Origin of the sequence: Microbacterium sp. KHB019, assembly GCF_037285405.1 — a bacterium.
GTDB lineage: Bacteria > Actinomycetota > Actinomycetes > Actinomycetales > Microbacteriaceae > Microbacterium.
The window spans coordinates 881109-902264 of the sequence record NZ_JBBDHF010000001.1 but is presented as its reverse complement, the minus strand read 5'-3'; the positions used below and the strand labels follow the sequence as shown (position 1 = coordinate 902264).

Annotated in this window: 11 protein-coding genes and 1 tRNA gene; 8 read left to right on the top strand and 4 right to left on the bottom strand. The window is 69.1% G+C overall.

The annotated features are described in order from the left end of the window. Window positions 1-32 precede the first annotated feature (32 nt). Entirely contained in the window at window positions 33-3305 is a 3273-nt protein-coding gene (locus KHB019_RS04385; protein ID WP_337458154.1) for an ATP-dependent helicase, read from the top strand. Further along, window positions 3302-6757 carry an ATP-dependent DNA helicase gene (locus KHB019_RS04380; RefSeq protein WP_337458153.1) on the top strand — a complete coding sequence of 1152 codons (3456 nt, stop codon included), beginning with the start codon at window positions 3302-3304 and terminating at the stop codon, window positions 6755-6757. The genes KHB019_RS04385 and KHB019_RS04380 overlap by 4 nt, the downstream gene beginning before the upstream one ends. Here the strand turns inward: KHB019_RS04380 and KHB019_RS04375 are convergent. Next, the gene (locus KHB019_RS04375) at window positions 6703-8022 is read right to left on the bottom strand and encodes a phosphotransferase (protein ID WP_230102153.1); all 1320 of its coding nucleotides are present in this window, start codon (window positions 8020-8022) and stop codon (window positions 6703-6705) included. The genes KHB019_RS04380 and KHB019_RS04375 overlap by 55 nt on opposite strands. A gap of 65 nt (window positions 8023-8087) precedes the next feature. Between KHB019_RS04375 and nudC the strand changes: the two genes are divergently transcribed. Further along, window positions 8088-8972 carry an NAD(+) diphosphatase gene (nudC, locus tag KHB019_RS04370; protein WP_230102154.1) on the top strand — a complete coding sequence of 295 codons (885 nt, stop codon included), beginning with the start codon at window positions 8088-8090 and terminating at the stop codon, window positions 8970-8972. After that, window positions 8969-10690, top strand: a complete 1722-nt coding sequence (locus KHB019_RS04365; RefSeq protein WP_230102155.1) for an ATP-dependent helicase — start codon at window positions 8969-8971, stop codon at window positions 10688-10690. Before nudC ends, KHB019_RS04365 begins: the two co-directional genes overlap by 4 nt. Window positions 10691-11504: 814 nt before the next feature. Here KHB019_RS04365 and KHB019_RS04360 read toward each other — a convergent pair. Next, window positions 11505-12896: a zinc-dependent metalloprotease gene (locus tag KHB019_RS04360; RefSeq protein WP_337458152.1), complete on the bottom strand. Its 1392-nt coding sequence runs from the start codon at window positions 12894-12896 to the stop codon at window positions 11505-11507. A gap of 117 nt (window positions 12897-13013) precedes the next feature. Between KHB019_RS04360 and KHB019_RS04355 the strand changes: the two genes are divergently transcribed. Both KHB019_RS04355 and KHB019_RS04350 read left to right on the top strand, forming a co-directional pair. Next, window positions 13014-14108, top strand: a complete 1095-nt coding sequence (locus KHB019_RS04355; RefSeq protein WP_337458151.1) for a YlbL family protein — start codon at window positions 13014-13016, stop codon at window positions 14106-14108. Window positions 14109-14148: 40 nt separating this feature from the next. Beyond that, window positions 14149-17079 carry a UPF0182 family membrane protein gene (locus tag KHB019_RS04350; protein ID WP_337458150.1) on the top strand — a complete coding sequence of 977 codons (2931 nt, stop codon included), beginning with the start codon at window positions 14149-14151 and terminating at the stop codon, window positions 17077-17079. Window positions 17080-17241: 162 nt separating this feature from the next. Here the strand turns inward: KHB019_RS04350 and KHB019_RS04345 are convergent. Beyond that, window positions 17242-17315, bottom strand: a tRNA-Met gene (locus KHB019_RS04345). A gap of 70 nt (window positions 17316-17385) precedes the next feature. On the opposite strand from KHB019_RS04345, the gene KHB019_RS04340 reads away from it, so the two are divergent. Further along, on the top strand, window positions 17386-18177 hold the full coding sequence (locus KHB019_RS04340) for a carbon-nitrogen hydrolase family protein (protein WP_230102159.1): 792 nt from the start codon (window positions 17386-17388) through the stop codon (window positions 18175-18177). Between the two features lie 163 nt (window positions 18178-18340). On the opposite strand, the gene KHB019_RS04335 is transcribed toward KHB019_RS04340, so the two are convergent. Continuing rightward, the gene (locus KHB019_RS04335) at window positions 18341-19543 is read right to left on the bottom strand and encodes an aminotransferase class I/II-fold pyridoxal phosphate-dependent enzyme (protein ID WP_337458149.1); all 1203 of its coding nucleotides are present in this window, start codon (window positions 19541-19543) and stop codon (window positions 18341-18343) included. A gap of 97 nt (window positions 19544-19640) precedes the next feature. Here KHB019_RS04335 and KHB019_RS04330 point away from each other — a divergent pair, with 97 nt between their 5' ends. Further along, on the top strand, window positions 19641-21122 hold the full coding sequence (locus KHB019_RS04330; RefSeq protein WP_337458148.1) for a S1C family serine protease: 1482 nt from the start codon (window positions 19641-19643) through the stop codon (window positions 21120-21122). Window positions 21123-21156: the final 34 nt, after the last annotated feature.

Below are 21156 nucleotides of genomic sequence, written 5' to 3'. Positions count from 1 at the left end.
CGATGTCGGCAGCGGCCGATAGCGTGGATGCCATGACCGATGCCGCTGCCCGAGTGACGGCGGATGCCGGGCAGCAGGCGGTCGTGGACGCACCTGTCACGGCATCCGGCGTCGTCATCGGCGCGCCGGGAACAGGCAAGACGCACACGCTCATCGACCGTGTCGTGGCTCTTCTGAGTCACCACGCGCTCGCGCCGCAGGAAGTGCTCGTCCTCACGCCGAGCCGACAGGCAGCGACGACCCTCCGCGATCGGATCGGCGTGCGCATCGGCCAGGCGACGCCGGGGCCGCTCGCTCGGTCGCTGGGGTCGTTCGCCTTCCAGCTCGTCCGCGGCGCGATGGTGCACGCAGGCTCCGAGCCCCCCGCCCTGCTCACCGGGGCCGACCAGGATCGCATCATCGCCGACCTGCTGGCCGGAGACGCCGACGATGAGGCCGCCGGGATGCACAGCCGTTGGCCGGCGACGCTGTCGGCGAGCGTGCGCGCCTCGAAGGACTTCCGATCCGAGCTGCGCGCCTTCCTCGCCGAATGCACGGAGCTCGAGGTGCTGCCCGGCGACCTGCAGCGTTCGGACAATCCTGTCTGGGCGGCCGCCGGGACGTTCATCGACGAGTACCGCACGGTGCTCGCCGGCATGCGCACGGCGTACCGCGACGCGGCCGATCTGTTGAGCGAGGCGTCGGCGATCCTGCGCGACGCCGAACCGGCCGCTCTCGGTCCGCTCGCGGCACTGCGCGTCGTGCTGATCGACGACGCGCAGGAGGTGACTCGCGGCGGCATCGCGCTCATTCGTGCGCTGCGTGATCGCGGCATCTCGGTGACGGCGTTCGGCGATCCCGACATCTCATCCGGTGCGTTCCGCGGGGCGAGCCCGCAACTGTTCCACGAGCTGTCCAGTCTGCTCGGCGACGTGCACGTGCTCGACGGCGCGCATCGGCAGCGCCCTGCGCTCACCGACCTGACCAGAAAGGTCACGCAGGCCATCGGCGTCGCCGGTCGCGTCGAGCATCGGCGTCCGCCTCGGCCGGCGCCGCAGACGCCAGACCCGGTGCGCACCTCCGATGAGCCGGTGCAGGCGTATCTGGCGTCCTCGCCGTATGAGGAGGTCGACCGCATCGCAGGCACCCTTCGTGACTGGCACCTCAGCCATGGCATCCCGTGGAGCGACATGGCCGTGATCGCGCACGACACCCGTCAGGTGTCGACGCTCGAGACCGAGCTGGCCGCGCGGGAGGTGCCGACAAGGGCGGCCGGCGTGCAGCGGCCGCTGGGCAGCGAGGGCGTAGTGCGCGACCTCGTCGGCATCGTGCGTCTCGCGCTGCAGCCGGCATCCGAACGCACTCCGGAAGACCTCGTCGAAGCGCTGCGCTCGCCCTTCGGCGGGCTGGACGCCGTCGGGCTCCGGCGCCTGCGGGCTCGTCTGCGGCATGTCGAGCTCGCCGACGGGGGCGCCACGCCGGCTTCCGAGCTGCTGCGTCAGGCGCTGGAGTTCCCCGCGCACTTCACCTTCGTCGACGCGCCGGAGGCACGCATCGCGGCGCGATTCGCCACCACCCTCGCCGAGACGGCTGCTGCCGCCGAGGCGCACGAGACTATTCATGAGCTGCTCTGGCGCGTCTGGGACGCTGCCCGCGCTCTCGACGGCTCGAAGCTCGCCCGGCATTGGCAGGAGGCCGCAGGGCAGCCTGGCGGCGCGGAGATCGCACGCAACCTCGACGCTCTGGTGGCGCTGTTCGACGCCGCCAAGCGATTCGTCGAGCGCACGCCGAACGAGGATCCGGAGACGTTCGTTCGCGACATCCTCGACAGCGAGGTGCCAGAGGACTCGCTCTCGACGCCCGATCGGCCGGGCCTCGTCACCCTGCTGACACCGGCCACCGCTCTCGGCACCCAGTTCGAGGTCGTCGTCGTCGCAGGTGTCCAGGACGGCGTGTGGCCCAACACGCGCCTGCGCGGCGGACTGCTCGAGACCTGGCGGCTGGCCGATGCCGTGGTCTCTGCCCGCACGGGGAGCCCAGCAGGAAATCCCGGTGTGCTCGACCGTCGCCGCGACGCGCTGCATGACGAGCTGCGCCTGTTCGTGCGTGCGGTGTCGCGTGCGCGTTCGCGCATCCTCATGACAGCGGTCGATGACGACGACTCCAGCGCCAGCCCGTTCTTCATGTTCCTCCCCGAACCGCCCCCGGCATCCGACCATCCGGCCGCCGAGCATCCCCTGACGCTGCGCGGTCTGGTCGCACGTCATCGACGCACGCTCACGAGCTCGCCCGATCCTGCCTCGCGTGCTGAAGCCGCCGGCCAGCTCGCTGTGCTCGCGAGGGAGGGCGTCCCCGGCGCCGATCCCACCGAGTGGTACGGCACGGCCGCGCCGTCGACGCTGGCGCCGCTGAACGATCTGGCCGTCGAAGCCGCGCGGGTGTCGCCGTCGCGGATGGAGTCCTTCGAGGAGTGCGAGCTGCACTGGGCGATCTCCGCCCTGGGCGGTGACACGGTGCTGCCCCCGTCTGCTGGTATCGGCACGATCATCCATGAGGCGATGGAGAAGGTGCCGGACGGAGATCTCGACGTCATGCGCGCGATCGTCGCCGAGCACTGGGGAGAGCTGGACTTCGAGACCGAGTGGATCAGTCGCAAGGAGCACCGCAGGGCCGATCTGTACGTCGATCGGCTGAGCTCGTACCTCGGAGAGGTCGCGCGCGACGGAGGCCGGGTGCTCGCGAGCGAGGTGGAGTTCCGCTTCGCGGTCGAGGTGGGCGACGCGGGCTCGGCGGCGACGCCGGCGGTGCACATCGGCGAAGACGCGGGCGGGCCGTCGCGCGCCGTCGTGCACGGCTTCATCGACCGCGTCGAGGCATACCCGAGCGGTGCGGGGGAGCACATGGTCGCACGCGGCCGCGGGGCTGCGCCGATGGGTGAGGGCTCCGACGGGGAATGCGTCGTCGTGGTGGATCTGAAGACGGGCAAGTACGAGCCGGAATCCGACGGCAAGGTCGAGGAGCACGCACAGCTCGCCGCCTACCAGATCGCTGTGGAGCAGGGGCTCATCGAGGGTGCTGACCCCGCCGCTCTCACGGGTGCACGACTGCTCATCATCTCGAAGACCCTGTCAGGCAGCGAGTATCGGGTCGCCCATCAGCACACGCTCGAGGGCGAGCTGCGCACGCGCTTCCTGAATCGGCTCGCCGACGCCGCTCGGGGCATGTCCGCCGGCAGTTTCACGGCCCATGTCGAGGCCCACTGCGCCGATGTGCAGTGGCGTGTTCAGCCCTGTCGCATCCACACGGTTCCCTCGGTGAGCGCATGAGCGCCGTCTGGGGTGACACCGGCCCTGGGCTGTCCGCGCTGGAGGTGGCTGCCGCTCTCGGTCAGCCGCCGCCTACGCACGCTCAGCAGCGCGTGATCGAGGCTCCCCCGACACCGGCGCTCGTCGTGGCCGGCGCTGGGAGCGGCAAGACGGAGACGATGTCGGGACGGGTCGTCTGGCTGGTCGCGAACGGTCACGTTCGCCGGGATGAGATCCTCGGCCTGACCTTCACGCGCAAGGCAGCAGGCGAACTGGCCGAGCGCATCGGCGCCCGCCTCGCCGTGATCGACGAGTTCGGACGCCGCGGCCTGCTCCCGCACGTCCCCGCCATCGTCGCATCCGGTGCGCTGGCGCGCGTCGACGCCGCCGACGCCGCGAACCGATCCGCCGTGCGAGCACACGCGCTGGACGAGCTGGCGGCGCGTTATGAAACGGGCTGGGATGCCGCGACGCCGCGCACCGCTGAGGAGATGCTGATCCGCCCTCGGGTGTCGACCTACAACGCCTTCGCCGATTCGATCGTGCGCGAGCACGCCGCCAGAATCGGTCGTGACCCTGATGTCGCGATGCTGAGCCAGGCAGCGTCGTGGATGCTGGCGCGCGAGGTCGTGCTGCGCGCCGACCTGCCGCAGTTGGAGGACATCGAGCTGTCCGTCGCCACCGTCGTCGACGCCGTGCAGCGTCTGGCAGGGGAGTCACTCGATCACCGCGCCGACCTCGAGCGTGCGGAGCGGATCGCTCTCGAACATGCGGCCGCGTTCGAGCCGTATCGCAGCAACGGCGAGGTCCAGAAGGCAGCGGACAACCTGCTCGCCCTTCCCACGCTCGCCTCTCTCGTGCGCGAGTACATCTCCGAGAAGCAGCGCAGGGGCGTGCTCGACTTCGCCGATCAGGTCAGCGGTGCCTTCGACATCGTCGAATCGTCGCCCGACGTGCGTGACGCCCTACGAGAGCAGCACAGGGTGGTCCTCCTCGACGAGTATCAGGACACCTCGGTAATCCAGACCCGGTTCCTCTCCGCCGTCTTCCGGGACTCGGCCGTTATGGCCGTCGGCGACCCGCACCAGTCCATCTACGGGTGGCGCGGGGCCAGCGCCGACAACCTGTACGCGTTCGCACGGACGTTCGCCGCCGAGCAGCCTTCGCACAGCTACAGCCTGATGACGAGCTGGCGCAACGACAGCGCGATCCTCGGCATCGCGAACCGCGTTCTCGAGCCGTTGCAGCGGCCGGGCCTGGACGTCCCGCCGCTCGAGCCGCGACCGGGCGCCGGCGCCGGCAACGTCGAGGTCCGCTATCCGCTGACCGTCCACGACGAGGCAGCCGAGGTCGCCGACTGGTTCGCCGAGCGTCGTGCAGAGCATGACGGTCGTGCTCCGCTGGGGACGGCGAAGCCGCACACCGGGGCGATCCTGTTCCGCTCGAAGCGTCACATGCAGACCTTCGCCGAGGCGCTCGCCGCCCGTGACATCCCGCACCGCATCCTGGGGCTGGGCGGGCTGCTCGCGACGCCGGAGGTGGTCGACCTGGTCTCGATGCTGCGGGTGGTCCACGATCCGAACGCCGGGTCAGCGCTGATCCGACTGCTCGTCGGGCCACGGTTCGCCGTCGGCGTCGCCGACATGGGCGCCCTCTACGATCTCGCCGGCGAGCTCGCTCGGCGCGACAGCGGGCTGCTGCCCCTGCCCGATGAGCTCCGCGCCCGCATCCGCGCTTCCCGCGGGGCGGACGAGGCCGTGTCGATCGTGGACGCGGTCGATGTCGTCCGGGGACTCCGTGACGACTACCGGCTCATCGAGAAGATCACTCCAGAGGGGCGCGAACGCATCCGCGCGGCGGGGGAGATGCTCGAAAGGCTTCGGCGCGCGTCCGCGCAGCCGATCCCTGAGCTCATCCGCCTCATCGAGGTCGAGCTGCGGCTGGACATCGAGCTGGCAGCCAATGAGACCCGGGGTCCTGCGCGCGTCGCATCGACCCAGCTGCGCGCGTTCACCGATGAGGTGCGCACGTTCCTCGCCGCTGACGAGCGCGGCACCATCGGCAGCCTCCTCGCGTGGCTCGACAAGGCCGAGAGCACCGATGAACTCATGCCACGCCCCGAGCCACCGGAGCCCGGTGTCGTGCAGCTCCTGACGATCCACGGATCCAAGGGCCTCGAATGGGATGCCGTGGCAGTGGTGCGCATGGTCGACGGCGAACTGCCGTCCAGGCCGACGGACACGTCGGGCTGGTTCGGATTCGGCGTGCTGCCCTTCGCGTTGCGCGGCGACAGCGACGCACTGCCGAGGTTCTCGTGGAGTGCTCCGCTCGATGATGAACCGAATCCGGCCAAGCGCTTGAAGGCCGGCGTCGCGTCGCTCACCAGCAAGAGCAAGACGGCTCCTGGTGCTATCACGATGTTCAAGGACGCGTACCGCGGGTATCAGCAGCAGGAGGAGCGTCGCCTGGCGTACGTCGCCGTCACCCGCGCGCGCACCGACCTGCTGCTGACCGGCGCGCACTGGGCCGGGCAGAAGAAGCCGCGTGAGGCCGGGCCGTATCTGCTCGAGGCGATGACCGTCCTCGATGCGGACGTGATCGGAGAGGTGGACGCCGAGGACAACCCGTACGAGGGCGAGGGCAAGACCACCGTGTGGCCGCTCGACCCCTTGGGGGCGCGCCGTGCGAAGGTCGAGGCTGCCGCCGCGTTCGTGAGAACCGCGCTCGAGGGCGAGCCGACCCCCGCGTCGCCGCACCTCGAGCGTCTGCTCGCCGAGCGTGCCGAGCGGCAGCGGGGAGTCATCGCCGAACCGCCGACACGTGTGCCGGCATCCAAGTTCAAGGACTACGTGACCGATTTCGACAGCACGGTGCGCGAGCTGTCGCGTCCGATGCCGGAGCGCCCGTACCGGCAGACGAGGCTCGGGACGCTCTTCCACGCCTGGGTCGAGCACCGATCGGGTCTCGTCGGCGCCGGTCCCAGCGTCGACGCCGCGCTGTGGGACAGCGATGACGAACAGCCGGAACAGGGGAGCGTGTCGGCAGCGGACGACGCTGACCTGCAGTCGCTTCGTGACATCTTCGAGCGCAGCGAGTGGGCCCCGCTTCGTCCGATCGCGGTGGAGATCGAGATCGACTTCGCATTCGGGGGTACCGGCTCGGTCGCCGGCCACCCGGAGCACATCGTGATCTGCAAGCTCGACGCGGTCTATCGCCGTGAGGACCGCGGCGGGCGCATCGAGATCGTCGATTGGAAGACCGGACGAGCGCCCCGCACGGCCGCTGAGCGGGAGGAGCGGATGCTGCAGCTCGCTCTGTACCGACTCGCCTATCACCGCCGCTTCGGTGTTCCGCTCGAGGAGATCGACGTGGCGCTGTACTACGTCGCAGACGACCTGATCATCCGCGGCGACCGGGTCTACTCCGAGGAGGAGTTGGTCCAGCGGTGGAGTGCCGCTCGCGCGGCCCGCTGAGCCTCGTCGGCTGGGTCGTGCTCTTCGCCGTCGTTCTCCGGGCCGTCGACGGGCCCAGCGAGCGAAGACGCTTCAGCCGCGTCGGTCCCTGAGCCCGTCGATGGCCCGGCACCGTCCCCTGATCCGTCGTCCCAGGCGGCGGCGACCTCGCTGAGGTCCTCCGTGGCGTCACCCACCGGCGCCTCCTCGAGGTCGTGGAGTTCTTCGGGCATCAGATCGCTCGGGTTGTATGCATCGGTCTGCATCGAGGTGTTGATGCTCGGGGCTGCTGTCTCGGGCACACGGTCGAGCGCATCGAGCGCCGAGTCGACGCCCTCGCCTCGCGCTGCGATGACGGACAGGTCGTTCTCGCGCAGTCCGTCGGCGAGGGCTTCGAGAAGGGCCGCAGCATCGTCGACGATGTCCGGACGGCGCAGCACATCGCCGTGCACCAGCCAGCGTGCGAACTCGAGTTCTGCCAGCATCCGCGCCCGCACGGCCAGCGCCGCATCCGGTGCGCGGTCGGACGCCTCGGCGTATGCGGCGTGCACGTCGCCTGCGGCGTCCGGTGCGGACGACAGCCAGGCGAGATCGACTGCGGGGTCGCCGAGCGACAAACCGTTCCAGTCGAGGACGCCGATGACCTCGGGCCCGCGGTCAGGGTCGTCGTCGAACAGGAACGACGTCGCCTTCGTGCCGCCCAGTGTCACGGCGGATTCGAAGCGCCACAGGTCGTCGTCCTCGACGGCTTCGCGCCACCGCACGGTCAGGCGGGCCGGCACCCGGCCGGTGGCTGCAGCACGATCGACGAGCTGACGGATCTCGTCGCGCGCCTCCTCGGCGCTCCGTGCGGTGAGCCCAGCGCTGCGGACCACCGAAGCGGGGAGGGAATGGACGGCGGCGATCGATGCGCCCATCGAGGTCGCGGCACCACGGCCTCGGGGTACGTGGTGCGCCTCGATCTGGAAACCGGGCAGCAGCTCCGCGACCAGCGCGCGGCCCTCTGCGAGGCGGGTCTCGCCGACGTACTCGGGCACGGCGAAAGGCAGCATCGCGCGAGCGCCGGCGGTGAGCGCGCGCAGCGCCAGTGCCTCGGCTGCGAGCTCGCGCGATGTCTCATCGTCCTCGGCGACCCGGATAGCGAGTTCGCGTCCATCGGCGAGAGTGGCGACGGCGGAGTCGAAGCGTCCGTCACCGTCGGCGGTGAGCGATCGTGCGCCCACGACCTCCGCCCCGGGCAGTGCGGCTGTGACCGCCGCCGCTAGAGTAAAGGGAGACCGTGCCATGACCCCAAGATTAGGTCTGGTCGGGCGCGGTTCCGCCTACGCCACGCCTGTGAGAGAGGGAGTCGATGACCGTCCAGAGCGCTCAGTTCGATCGAGCGGGACACCTCCGCGACGAGCCGGGCATCATCGACGCACTGCGGTCATCAGCCGACGCCCGCGTCATCGTCGTCCGAGACGGTCGCGCCCGTGTCGAGGACGGCGCGCTCGTCGCCGTCACCCCGGCCGACGTCGACGACGACGCTGTATGGACGCTCCTCGGCCGCCGCAGCGACGGAACCCCGCTGCTGCTGGCCGCCGAGGGCCCGGAAGCCGAGTCGATCGATTCCGCACCGGCCGAGACCTGGCTCGGCGTCCGCGACAGCGGCGGAGTGCTGGATGCCGAGGGCACCGATCTCCTGGTCACAGCGGTCGCCCTCGCCTCCTGGCTTCGCGAGGCGCGCTTCTGTCAGGCGTGCGGCGCCGAGACGGTTCTCGGTCAGGGCGGGTGGTCGCGCCGCTGCGAGAGATGCGAACACGACATCTTCCCGCGGACGGACCCCGCGGTGATCGTCGCGGTCGAGAGCGCCGATGGGGAACGGCTGCTTCTGGGCGCGAACGCGAACTGGCGGGGGCGGATGTACTCGTGCTTCGCGGGATTCGTCGAAGCAGGGGAGTCGCTCGAGACGACGGTGCACCGCGAGATCCAGGAGGAGGCGGGTGTCCTGCTCGACGAGGTCCGCTACATCTCCTCGCAGGCATGGCCGTACCCTCGGTCGCTGATGATCGGTTTCCGGGCCACGGCATCCGATCAGCGACGCGCCCGTCCGGACGGCGAGGAGATCATCGACGTCCGCTGGTTCACCCGCGACGAGATCCGCAGCGCCCTGAGGGGCGATGGCCCCGTCGGGCTGCCTGGTCCGGCATCCATCGCCAGATCACTCATCCTCGACTGGTGCGAGGAGCGCGCGTGAGTGCGCTCGACGCACTCGACGAACGCCAGCGGGAAGCAGCATCCGTGCTGCGTGGGCCGGTTGCGGTGCTCGCCGGCGCCGGTACCGGAAAGACGCGCGTCATCACCCACCGGATCGCGCACGGCGTCGACACGGGCGCCTATTCGCCGAGCCGTGTCATGGCGGTGACATTCACGGCGAAAGCCGCCGGTGAGCTCAGGGGGCGGTTGCGCGCGCTCGGGATCGAAGGTGTCGCGGCACGCACCTTCCACGCCGCGGCCCTCGCGCAGCTGAACTTCTTCTGGCCGACTCTCGCCGGCTCTCCCGCGCCCTCGATCATCGACAACAAGGTGCGCGTGCTCGGCCAGGCCGCGGAGCAGCTGCGTCTGCGGCTCGACACCGCGACTCTCCGTGACGTCGCGAGCGAGATCGAATGGCGCAAGGTCTCGATGATGTCGATCGACCAGCACGCAGCGCTCGGCAAGTCGGTCGGCAGGGTCGGCACCGAGCAGCTCGCCGACCTCCAGCGCGGTTACGAGGTGCTCAAGGACGACCGGCGTCAGCTCGACTTCGAGGACGTCCTGCTCGCCTGCGCCGGGATGCTGGAGGCCGAGCCCCGAGTGGCGGCATCCGTGCACGAGCAGTACCGCCACTTCACCGTGGACGAGTACCAGGACGTATCGCCGCTGCAGAACCGGCTGCTCGAGCTCTGGCTCGGTGAGCGCAGAGACCTCTGCGTCGTCGGCGATGCCAGCCAGACGATCTACTCGTTCGCCGGCGCCGACCAGCGCTACCTGCTGGAGTTCGGCCGGCGGTTCCCTGATGCCACGATCGTGCGGCTGGAGACGAACTACCGGTCGCAGCCGCCGATCCTCGCCGCAGCCAACGCACTCATGAAGGGGCGGCCCGGCGCGCTCGAGCTCGTCGCAGCGCGCGAGGCACCGACAGCCGAACCGCCGACGCTCACGGCGTTCGACAGCGAGACGGAGGAGGCGGCGGGGATCGCCGCATCCGTGGCGGCCCGCATCAAGTCCGGAGCGGCGTCGTCGGAGATCGCGGTGCTGTACCGCGCCCACGCGCAGTCCGCCGCGATCCAGCAGGCGCTCGCCGGCGCAGGTATCGCCGCGACGGTCCTCGGCGGCAAACGATTCTTCGACATGCCAGAGGTCCGTCAGGCCGTTCTCGCTCTGCGCGGCGCCTCGGTCGCGCCCACCGAGCGCGGCTTCCTGCCGAACGTACGGCGGGTGCTGCGTGAGATGGGGCTCACGGATGAGCCCCCGACAGCGGGCGGAGCGCAGCGCGACGGATGGGAGGCGAGACGGGCCATCCTCCGACTCGCCGAGGAAGCCCCGGACGACACCACCCTGCGATCCTTCAGCGACACGCTCATGGCTCGCGCGAAGGACCAGCACGAGCCCACCATGCAGATGGTGACGCTGTCGACGCTGCACGCGGCGAAGGGACTCGAGTGGCCGCACGTCATCCTCGCCGGATGCGCGGAGGGTGCGCTTCCCATTTCGTACGCGACGAGCTTCGACGCGATAGACGAGGAACGCAGGCTCGCCTACGTGGGTATCACGCGCGCCGCGCGAACGCTGGAGCTGACATGGTCGCATTCGGCGGGCCGAGGGGAGCGTCGTCCGTCGCGGTTCCTTCAGGAGATCGGAACGACTGGTCGTGGCACCGGCATTCTTCGTGAAACGTCGCCTCGCGCCACACGCGGCGTCCGTCGGGGCTGATCCGCACGGACTTCCTGCGCTTGGCGACATCGGCGTCGCCGAGCAGTCGGGCGATGAGACCTGCTGCCTCTGCAGTGCGAGTGGTGGTGATCTGTCCGCAGTTCGCGCCTATGAGCTGCGCATGCATGCCCGGCCAGGCCGGATCGCGGTCGCGCTCGTGCGCGTCGCGGCAGGACAGGCACGGCGTGCGACCCGGGACGATCAGGGGGCCGACGACGGTGGCTCCCGGTTCGAAGGCGACCGGCACGTGCGTGAGGTCGTCGCGCAGATAGCTGCCGAGCCGATGGGCGGATGCCGCGCCCTGCACGAGCACGATCCCCACCGATCCCGCGGCGCCCCGGGGTGCTGTCCCGAACCCCTCGTCGCACAGGGCGAGCTCCATGCGTGCATCGACGCGGGAATCGTCGATGTCGATGCTCTCGATCCAGATGCAGGGGAGCGGCGGACGGTCGGTGATGAGAATCGGTTCTAGTGCAGCCAGCAGTGCCCGTGCGTCTTCGCGTGGCGCGCCGATGCCGTGCGCGATGACATCGAACCCCGAGCGCCGGAATCCCGATCGCATCCTCTGGAGGAGCGGCTCGATCCAGGGCGCCGTCAGCGGAACCCTGAGCGTGCCGTCGAGGCCGAACTGGATCGTGTCGGCGTCGCGCCACAGCAGCGGCTGCGCCGGATCGATCCTGGTCACGGTGGTCGGTGTCGTCGGAGACATGCCCCGATTCTGCTCAGCCGGGGGCGTCGGCGGAGCGCCGATCGACGATCCGTGCACAACTTCGGCGGATCGCCGAGTGGTGCAGAACGAGTTGCGCTGGGCGGATCAGACCGGCTTCTCGCCCTCGCCGGGGTCGTCGTCCTCTTCGGTGTTCTCGTCGTCAGCGCCGGAGAAGTCGTCGCCGTCGAGCAGGCGGGCCAGCGCCTCGTCGAACTCATCGGCGGCAGGAGCCTCGCCGCGGGCACGGGCCTGGAGCCGGTCGATGAGTCCTGTCGGGTCATCGATGTCGGCGGCTGTCGGCAGCAGATCGGGGTAGTCCCACAGCGAGTCACGCGCCGCGATGCCGACGGCATCCGTCACCTTGCGCCACATCGCGGCGGCCTCGCGCATGCGACGCGGGCGCAGCTTCAGTCCGACCAGGGCGCCCAGAGCATCCTCGGCGGGTCCGCCGACGGCGCGACGACGACGTGCGGCCTCGGCGAGTCGAGCGCCGTCGGGGAGGCGTGAGGTCGCCTCACTGGTGACGACGTCGACCCAGCCGTCGATCATGGCGATGATGTTCTCGAGACGGGCGAGCGCCTCGCGCTGCGCCTCGGTCTGCGCCGGCAGCAGCGCCCCGCCCTCGATCGCCGCACGCAGCTCCTCGGGGTTGGACGGGTCCAGCCTGCTCGCCACGTCTTCGAGTGCGTCGACGTCGACCGTCACGCCCCTGGCGAAGTCCGTGATCTGCGACATGACCTGAAGGTGCAGCCACTTCGCGTGGCGGTACAGGCGGGCGTACGCGAGTTCGCGGGTCGCGAGGTAGAGCGTGATCTGGTCTTCGGGGATCTCCAGGCCCTCGCCGAACGCGGTGATGTTCTGCGGGATGACGGCCGCCGTGCCCGGGGGCAGGACGGGGATGCCGACGTCTCCGCCGGAGACAGCCTCGAGTGAGAGATTGCCGAGCACCTGGCCGAACTGAGCGGCGAAGACCGAGGAGCCGAGGCCGCGCATGAGCTTGCCCGCTCCCTGGATCGCGCCTCGCATGTCGTCGGGCACCTGCGTGTCCAGGGCGCTGGTGAGGGCGTCGGCGATGCTCGTCGAGACGGGGCCGGCGATCTCCTTCCACACCGGAAGCGTCTTCTCGACCCACTCGCCGCGGGTCATCGGACGCGGGCTCTCGGACAGCTCCGAGATCGTGGTCGCCTCGCCGAGCCACAGGCTCGCCAGTGCGAACGCGTCGACGAGCGAGTGTCGCGAGCCGTCGGTGATCCCCTGGCCCTCGCGATTGGCGATGTGCAGCGCCTGGCGCAGCGTGTTCTCCCAGGGGTCGCCGCTGAAGGCGTTCTGCAGCTGCTGCGAGAGTGCGGCCATCATCGCCGGGTCGATCTGGAGTCCCTCAGCTCCGCCGAACGCGTTCTGCAGCGCGCTCAGGTCGAAGTCGCCGGGGCCCTCGCCGGACATCATCCTTCGCAGGAACTCCTGGAAGTCCTCAGGATTCGGATCGTTGTCTGCCATGTCGGTCGCCTCTCAGCACGTCGCTAGCCGTGCCATCTACGCTAGTTGCAGGTTTCTGCACGCACCCCCGACGCGAGCAGATCGCTGTACGCCGGTCGCGAACGACGGAGGATAACCGTGACACGAACCCGCCCTGCCCGCATCGGGCTCGGAGTCTGGGCGCTCATCGTCGCGCTCGTCGCGCTGGTCGTGCTCACCTTCCTGCCCACCCCCTACGTGATCCAGCGACCAGGACCCGTGTACGACACACTCGGCAGCGCCGCCAGCACGGACGGCGAGCAGGTGCCGCTGATCGCGATCGACGGTGCGGACACGTACGAGACGGGTGGCAGCCTCAATCTCACGACCGTGCAGGTCGTCGGCAACCGCGAGCGCACGCCGTCGTGGTTCGAGCTCGCCCTCGCCTGGATGGATTCCTCACGCGCCGTGGTGCCCCTCGACTCGGTATTCCCTGAGGGTGTCACCACCGAGGAGCGCGACGAGCGCAACGCCGACCTCATGGTCGACTCGCAGCACGAGGCGACGGCCGCTGCCCTGCACGAATTGGGCTACGACACCGGCGCCGAGGTGACGGTCGTCTCGACCATCGACGACTCACCGGCCGACGGGCTGCTCGAGGAGGGCGACATCGTCGAGAAGGTCGACGGCGTCGACGTCACGAGCGCCGCCGCATTGCGGGCGGCGATCCAGGATTCCGAGGGGGGTGCCGTCGAGCTGACCGTGCTGCGGGGCGGCGACCAGCAGCTGGGCATCGACGTCGCCCCCGAGCTCGAACAGGTGAACGGGGTCGACACCTGGCTGGTGGGAATCACCCTGAGCACGGAGTACGACTTCCCGTTCGACGTCCACATCCAGCTCGACAACGTCGGCGGACCGAGCGCAGGCATGATGTTCGCCCTCGGCATCGTCGACGAACTGACACCGGGGGAGCTGACCGGAGGCAACGACATCGCCGGCACCGGCACGATCGACGCCACCGGTGCGGTCGGGCCGATCGGCGGCATCCGTCAGAAGCTCTACGGCGCGCGCGATGCCGGAGCGAACTACTTCCTCGCGCCGGCGTCCAATTGCGACGAGGTCGTGGGTCATGTGCCCGACGGCCTCACCGTCATCAGCACCGCCACGCTGGAGGAGTCGATCGACGCCATCGAGGTGATCGCCGACGGAGGCGACGTCGGCGATCTGCCGAAATGCACTGCCGACGTCTCCTGACACGCGGCCCGCACATAGGGAGCGCACATAGGATGGTCAGGTGACCACGACCTCAGCGCCGAATCCGGCCACGCCCCGAACCTCCCGACGGATCCTCACGATCTCGCTGGTGATCATCGCCGCGCTGGTCGCGGCCTTCTTCGTCTTCGCCTCGCTGTACACGGACTTCCTGTGGTTCGATCAGCTCGGATTCCAGCGAGTGCTCACCACGCAGTGGCTCGCGGCGGCAGTGATGTTCGTCATCGGTTTCCTCGGCATGGCCGCACCGTTGTTCGTCGTCATCCAGCTGGCCTATCGGCTGCGCCCGGTGTACGTGCGGCTGAGCTCGCAGCTCGACCGCTACCAGGAGGTCATCGAGCCGCTGCGCCGCCTGGCCATGTGGGGCATGCCGATCTTCTTCGGCATCTTCGCGGGCTTCGCCGCAGCCGGAAACTGGGAGACCGTCTGGCTGTGGTTCAGCGGCGGTTCCACTGGCGTAGCCGACCCGCAGTTCGGCATGGACACCGGCTTCTACCTGTTCGCGATGCCGTTCTACTCGATCGTCCTCGCGTTCGTGTCGGCGGTCCTCCTGCTCTGCCTCATCGTCACCGCCCTCGTCTCGTACCTGTACGGCTCGGTGCGCATCGGCCAGGGCGAGCTTCGCATCTCCAAGCCGGCCCGGATCCAGCTCGCGGTTCTGGCCGGTCTCTACCTGCTGGTGCAGGCGGCCAGCCTCTGGCTCGACCGCTACAAGACCCTCGTCACCGAGGAAGACCGCATCACCGGTGCGGCCTACACCGGTGCGAACGCGACCATCCCCGGCCTTGCCATCCTCGCGATCCTCGCAGCGCTCGTCGCGGTGCTGTTCTTCGTGACCGCCGTGATCGGCCGCTGGCGCTTCCCGCTGGCGGCGACCGCGCTGCTCATCGTCGCGGCCCTGGTCGTCGGCATCGGCTACCCCTGGGTGGTGACCACCTTCCAGGTGCGCCCGAACCAGAACAGCTTCCAGGCCGAGTACTACCAGCGCAACATCGACGGCACCAAAGAGGCGTACGGCATCGACGACCTCGAGGTCACGCCGTTCAAGGCAGAGACCACGGCCGAGGCCGGTCAGCTGCGCGATGACGCCGAGACCACGGCATCCATCCGCATCCTCGACCCGAGCATCATCAGCCCCACCGTGCAGCAGCTCGAGCAGTTCCGCGGCTACTACCAGTTCCAGGACACGCTCGACGTCGACCGGTACGAGATCGATGGAGAGACGCAGGACACCGTCGTCGCGGTCCGTGAACTCGACGTGAATCGCCTCGGCGACAGCAACAACTGGAACAACCGCACAGCGGTGTACACGCACGGCTACGGCCTCGTCGTCGCCGCAGGCAACCAGCGCAGCAGCGAGGGCGAGCCGGTGTTCCTCGAGCGCGGCATCCCGTCGTCCGGCTTCCTCACCGACGCCGAGAAGTTCGAGCCGCGGGTGTACTTCGGCGAGACCTCGCCGCCTTACTCGATCGTCGGAGCGCCGGAGGGCACCGACCCCGTCGAGATCGACTACCCGCGCGGTGAGGACGGTGCCAACGAGACGAAGAACACGTTCGACGGCGACGGCGGCCCCGCGATCGGCAACACGTTCAACAAGCTGCTGTACGCGCTGAAGTTCCAGGAGGCGGAGATCCTGTTCTCCGACCTCGTGAACGACGAATCGCAGATCCTCTACGACCGCGACCCGGTCGATCGCGTGCAGAAGGTCGCGCCGTACCTGACGCTCGACAGCGACCCGTACCCGAGCGTCGTCGACGGCGAGATCGTGTGGGTCGTGGACGGGTACACGACCAGTGCGACGTACCCGTACTCCACCGGTGTGAACCTGCCGGATGCGATCACCGATTCGAACACACCGGCGCCGAGCTTCGCGCTCGACAACATCAACTACATCCGCAACTCCGTCAAGGCCACGGTGAACGCCTATGACGGTTCGGTGACGCTGTACGCCTGGGACGACGAGGACCCGATCCTCAAGGCGTGGGAGAACGTCTACCCGACGACCGTCGAACCGATCAGCGAGATGTCCGCCGATCTGATGAGTCACGTCCGGTACCCGACCGACCTCTTCAAGGTGCAGCGCCAGATCCTCGGCGTCTACCACGTCGACACGGCAGGATCCTTCGCTCAGCAGGACAACCGCTGGCAGACGCCGGACGACCCGCGCGACCCGACGTCGCTGCAGCCGCCGTACTACCTGTCGATGCAGATGCCCGGTCAGGATTCGCCGCGATTCTCGATGTTCTCGACGTTCATCCCCGCCTCGGCGCAGGGTACGACGAGTCGCAACGTCCTGATGGGCTACCTGGCCGTGGATTCGGATGCCGGATCCACCGCCGGTGAGAAGTCCGAAGGCTACGGAAAGCTGAGTCTGCTCGAGATCGACGCGGATACGACGGTGCCCGGCCCCGGTCAGGTGCAGAACACGTTCAACTCCGACCCGAACGTCGTGCGAGAGCTCAACCTGCTGCAGCAGGGCGAGTCCGAGGTGAAGTACGGCAACCTGCTGACCCTCCCGGTCGGCGGCGGTCTGCTGTACGTCCAGCCCGTGTACGTTCAGTCGTCCGATGCCGGCGGCACGCAGCTGCCGTTGCTGCAGAAGGTGCTCGTGACCTTCGGCGACAACGTCGCCTTCGAGGACACGCTCACCGCGGCGCTCGACACGATCTTCGGCGGAGACTCCGGTGCCACCGGCGGCGATGAAGAGGTGGAACCGACTCCTGGTGAGACGACGCCCCCGGATGAGGGCGGCACGGACCCGGGAACGGAGACTCCGGGTACCGGAACCGACGCGGACGCCTACCAGACGGCGCTCAACGCGGCTCAGCAGGCGCTGGCCGACCGCGAGGCGGCTCTGAAGGACGGCGATCTCACGGCGTTCGCCGAGGCGGACAAGCGCCTGACGGATGCCGTCACCGAGCTGCTGGCGCTGGAGGCCGCAGCCGGGGAGTGATCGGAGCCGGTCCAGCCGGCGGAATGTCTGGGAAATGGCGGGTTCGCGCGTGCGCGACCCGCCATTTCTGCGACACGGATGCGGGCCGCTTGCGTGCGCGAAAGCGAAAGGCCCCTGATCGGATTTCTCCTGATCAGGGGCCTTTCGTGTGTCGCATTCTCGTTGCGGGGACAGGATTTGAACCTGCGACCTCCGGGTTATGAGCCCGGCGAGCTACCGAACTGCTCCACCCCGCGGCACGTCTTATAGCTTAGCACGCGTTCGGAGTGCGGGATGCCACCGGCCGGGATGCGCGAGGATGGGGGCATGTCCACGATCGTCGCCGTCTGCCAGTTCAGCCCGACCGCCTCGCGTGCGGACAATCGTGCGCGCATCGCGGATCTGACAGCGGAAGCCGCGCGCCGAGGGGCGCACCTGGTGGTCTTCCCGGAGTACTCCAGCTACTTCGTCGACCCCATGGACTCCACCCTCGCCGAGAACGCCGAGCCGCTGGAGGGCGCGTTCGTGCGGGCGCTGCAGGAGACGGCATCCGCTCACGACGTCACGATCGTCGCGGGGCTCGTCGAGGATGCCGGCGAGAAGGTGCGCAACGCCCTCGTCGCCGTGGATGCCACAGGGCTGCGCGCTGTGTACCGCAAACAGCATCTCTACGATGCGTTCGGGCAGACAGAGTCCGACTGGATCGAGGCCGGCGCGATCGACGAGCCGCAGACCCTCGAGATCGAAGGACTGCGGTTCGCCATGATGACCTGCTACGACCTGCGCTTCCCCGAGGTCGCCCGCACGCTCGTCGACGCCGGGGCCGACGTGATCGTCGTTCCGGCCGAGTGGGTGCGCGGCCCGCTCAAGGAGCAGCACTGGACGACCCTGCTCGCAGCCCGCGCGATCGAGAACACCGTGTACGTCGTCGCCGCCGACCACCCAGGACCGATCGGCGTCGGCCACTCGCAGGTCATCGACCCGCAGGGCGTCGTCCTCGCCGGCGTCGGGACAGGGGAGGGCATCGCCGTCGCGGAGATCACGGCCGGTGCCATCGCTCGAGTGCGCGAGGTGAACCCCGTGCTGCGACTGCGTCGTTACGCAGTCGTCCCGCGCTGACGCCGTTTCGACTCGCCTGCGGCTCGCTCAACGCGTTTCGTCTTCGGAGGCTGCGCCTCCTCCGCTCAACGACCCGCCGGGGAGCAGCACCGGGTCGCTGAGCGAGCGAAGCGAGACGAAACGGGCTGAGCGAGGAGGGCAGCGACGAGCCGAAGCCTCGACCTCAGAACGTCGCCGCCGCGAGCCGCGAGGCGGCCTCCTCGAGTACCTCGACGCGCTTGCAGGCCGCGAACCGCACGAGTCCGGCGAAATCGCCCTGGTGCTCCGAACTGACGAACGCGCTCAGCGGGATCGCGACGACCCCGGCCGTCTCCGGCAGGGTTCGGCAGAAGGCCGCGGCATCCGCCCCACCCAGGGACGTGGCGTCTGCGACCGTGAAATATCCGCCCTGGGGCGGGATGACGTCGAAGCCCGCTGCGCGCAGGCCATCGCCGAGAATCGCATGCTTGCGTCGCAGGGCGTCCGCGGCATCCGTGAAGAATGAATCCGGCATCCGCAGCCCGACCGCGACGGCCGGCTGGAACGGCGACCCGTTCACATACGTCAGGTACTGCTTGACGGTCAGCACGGCGGAGATGAGGTCGGCGGGGCCGTGCACCCAGCCGATCTTCCACCCCGTCGTCGAGAATGTCTTGCCGGCCGAGGAGATCGTCAGCGTCCGTTCCGCAGCCCCGGGGAGCGTCGCCAGCGGCACATGAGGGCCGGCGAACGTCAGGTGCTCGTAGACCTCGTCGGTGACGATGATCACGTCGTGCTCGTCGGCGAGCCGGACGATCTCGGCCTGCACCGCCGGCGTGAAGACGACTCCGGTCGGATTGTGCGGGTCGTTGACGAGGATGATCCGGGTTCGATCGGTGACGGATGCCGCGAGCACCTCGAGATCCGGTTGGAAATCCGGCAGCCGCAGCGGTACCGTCCGCAACCGCGCTCCAGCGAGGGCGACGGCCGCGGCATACGAGTCGTAGTACGGCTCGAAGACGACAACCTCGTCGTCGGGTGAATCGATGAGCGCGAGCAGCGTCGCCGTCAGCGCCTCGGTCGCACCGGCAGTGACGATGATCTCTGTCGCCGGATCCGCCTCGAGCCCGTAGAACCGGCGCTGATGCTCACTGATCGCCGTGAGCAGCTCGGGGTTGCCGCGGCCCGGCGGGTACTGGTTCACGCCCCGCGCGATCGCTTCGCGCGCAGCCTCGAGAACCTCGGCCGGGCCGTCCTCGTCGGGGAAGCCCTGGCCGAGGTTGATCGCCCCGGTTCGGACCGCGGCCGCCGACATCTCTGCGAAGATGGTGGGCGCGACGACGCCGTCGGGGGAGAGCAGGCCCGCTCCGGCTGCAGTGCGCCGCCAGGCGCCGGGAATTGCACTCATGCAAACCAGGCTAAGGCCATAGGCCGCACTCACCTCGCCCATATCGAACGCACAGCAACAGGCGGCAATCTGAGATGGCGTCGATGAAGGAGCAGACATGAACGACAACAACACCCCCGAAGAGAACTCGGTCCCCGAGCAGACTTCACAGCCCCAGGGCGGCACCGGTTCGGGCCACGACATGCCGGCCGCGTTCACGTCGCACGCCTCGCAGCAGACGGCACCGACCGAGCAGTTCACCGCTCCTGTCGCGCACTTCACCGCACCGGCGGCGAACACCGCGAACGGTTCGTCCTTCGGCATCCGGCCGCAGGGACCCGAGGGAATCGGGCAAGACCAGACAGCACCTGTGACGCCTGTCGCGACCAAGCCCAGGGAGAAGAAGTCCTTCGGCGCGGGCAAAGTCGCGGCGCTCATCGTCGCAGCGTCGCTCGTCGGCGGCGCAGCAGGACTCGGCACCAGCTACCTCGGCAGCACCCTGTGGTCGCAGCCCGTCGGATCGACTGCGACCGGCCCGGACACGATCACCGTCAACAATCCCGGCTCCGTCAACGAGACCACGGCGATCGCCACCGAGGTCCTCCCGTCCGTCGTGACCATCCAGGTCGCCGGCAGCAGCGAATCAGGCAGCGGCTCCGGCGTGGTTCTCAGCGATGACGGCTACGTGCTCACGAACACGCACGTCGTGACCCTCGGCGGCGCCGAGGCCGACCCGACGATCCGCGTGACGACCTCCGACGGCCACCTCTACAACGCGAAGGTCGTCGGCACCGATCCGATCTACGACCTCGCGGTGATCAAGCTCGAGGGTGCGAGCGACCTCGCGCCGATCGAATTCGGTGACTCGTCCAAGCTCAATGTCGGTTCCACAGCGGTCGCCATCGGTGCGCCTCTGGGCCTGTCGAACTCGGTGACCACCGGAATCGTCAGCGCGCTGAACCGCAGCATCCAGATCGCCTCCTCGGCCGTGCCGGACTCCACTCAGGACTCGCAGGATGACCAGGGCGACCAGGGGGATCAGGGCGGCAGCCCGTTCCAGTTCGACCTCCCGGGCACTCAGCAGCAGAACCCGAACTCGTCGATCTCGATCTCGGTGATCCAGACGGACGCCGCGATCAACCCCGGCAACTCCGGTGGCGCACTGGTCGACAGCGAGGGCAAGCTCATCGGCATCAACGTCGCGATCGCGACCGCAGGAAGCTCGGAGGAGTCCGGGTCGATCGGCGTCGGATTCTCGATCCCCTCGAACATCGCCAAGCGCGTCTCCGAGGAGATCATCGAGAGCGGCGCGGCCACGCACGGGCTGCTCGGTGCGACGGTCCAGGACGCCACGTCGGTCTCGAGCGCGGATGTCGCCGGTGCCGTGATCGTCGACCCGACCCCGGGAGGCCCTGCGGCCGATGCCGGCCTGAAGAAGGGCGATATCGTCACGAAGTTCAACGGGCTGCCGATCTCTGGAGCGACCGACCTCACCGCTCAGGTGCGGGCGGCCGCCGCGGGCAGCGACGCGACCGTGACCTACGTCCGCGGGGGCAAGACCTTCGAGGTGGATGTCACCCTCGGCGAGCTCGATCTCTGAGCCGAGACCGTTCAGGGAGAAGGACGCCACCCGC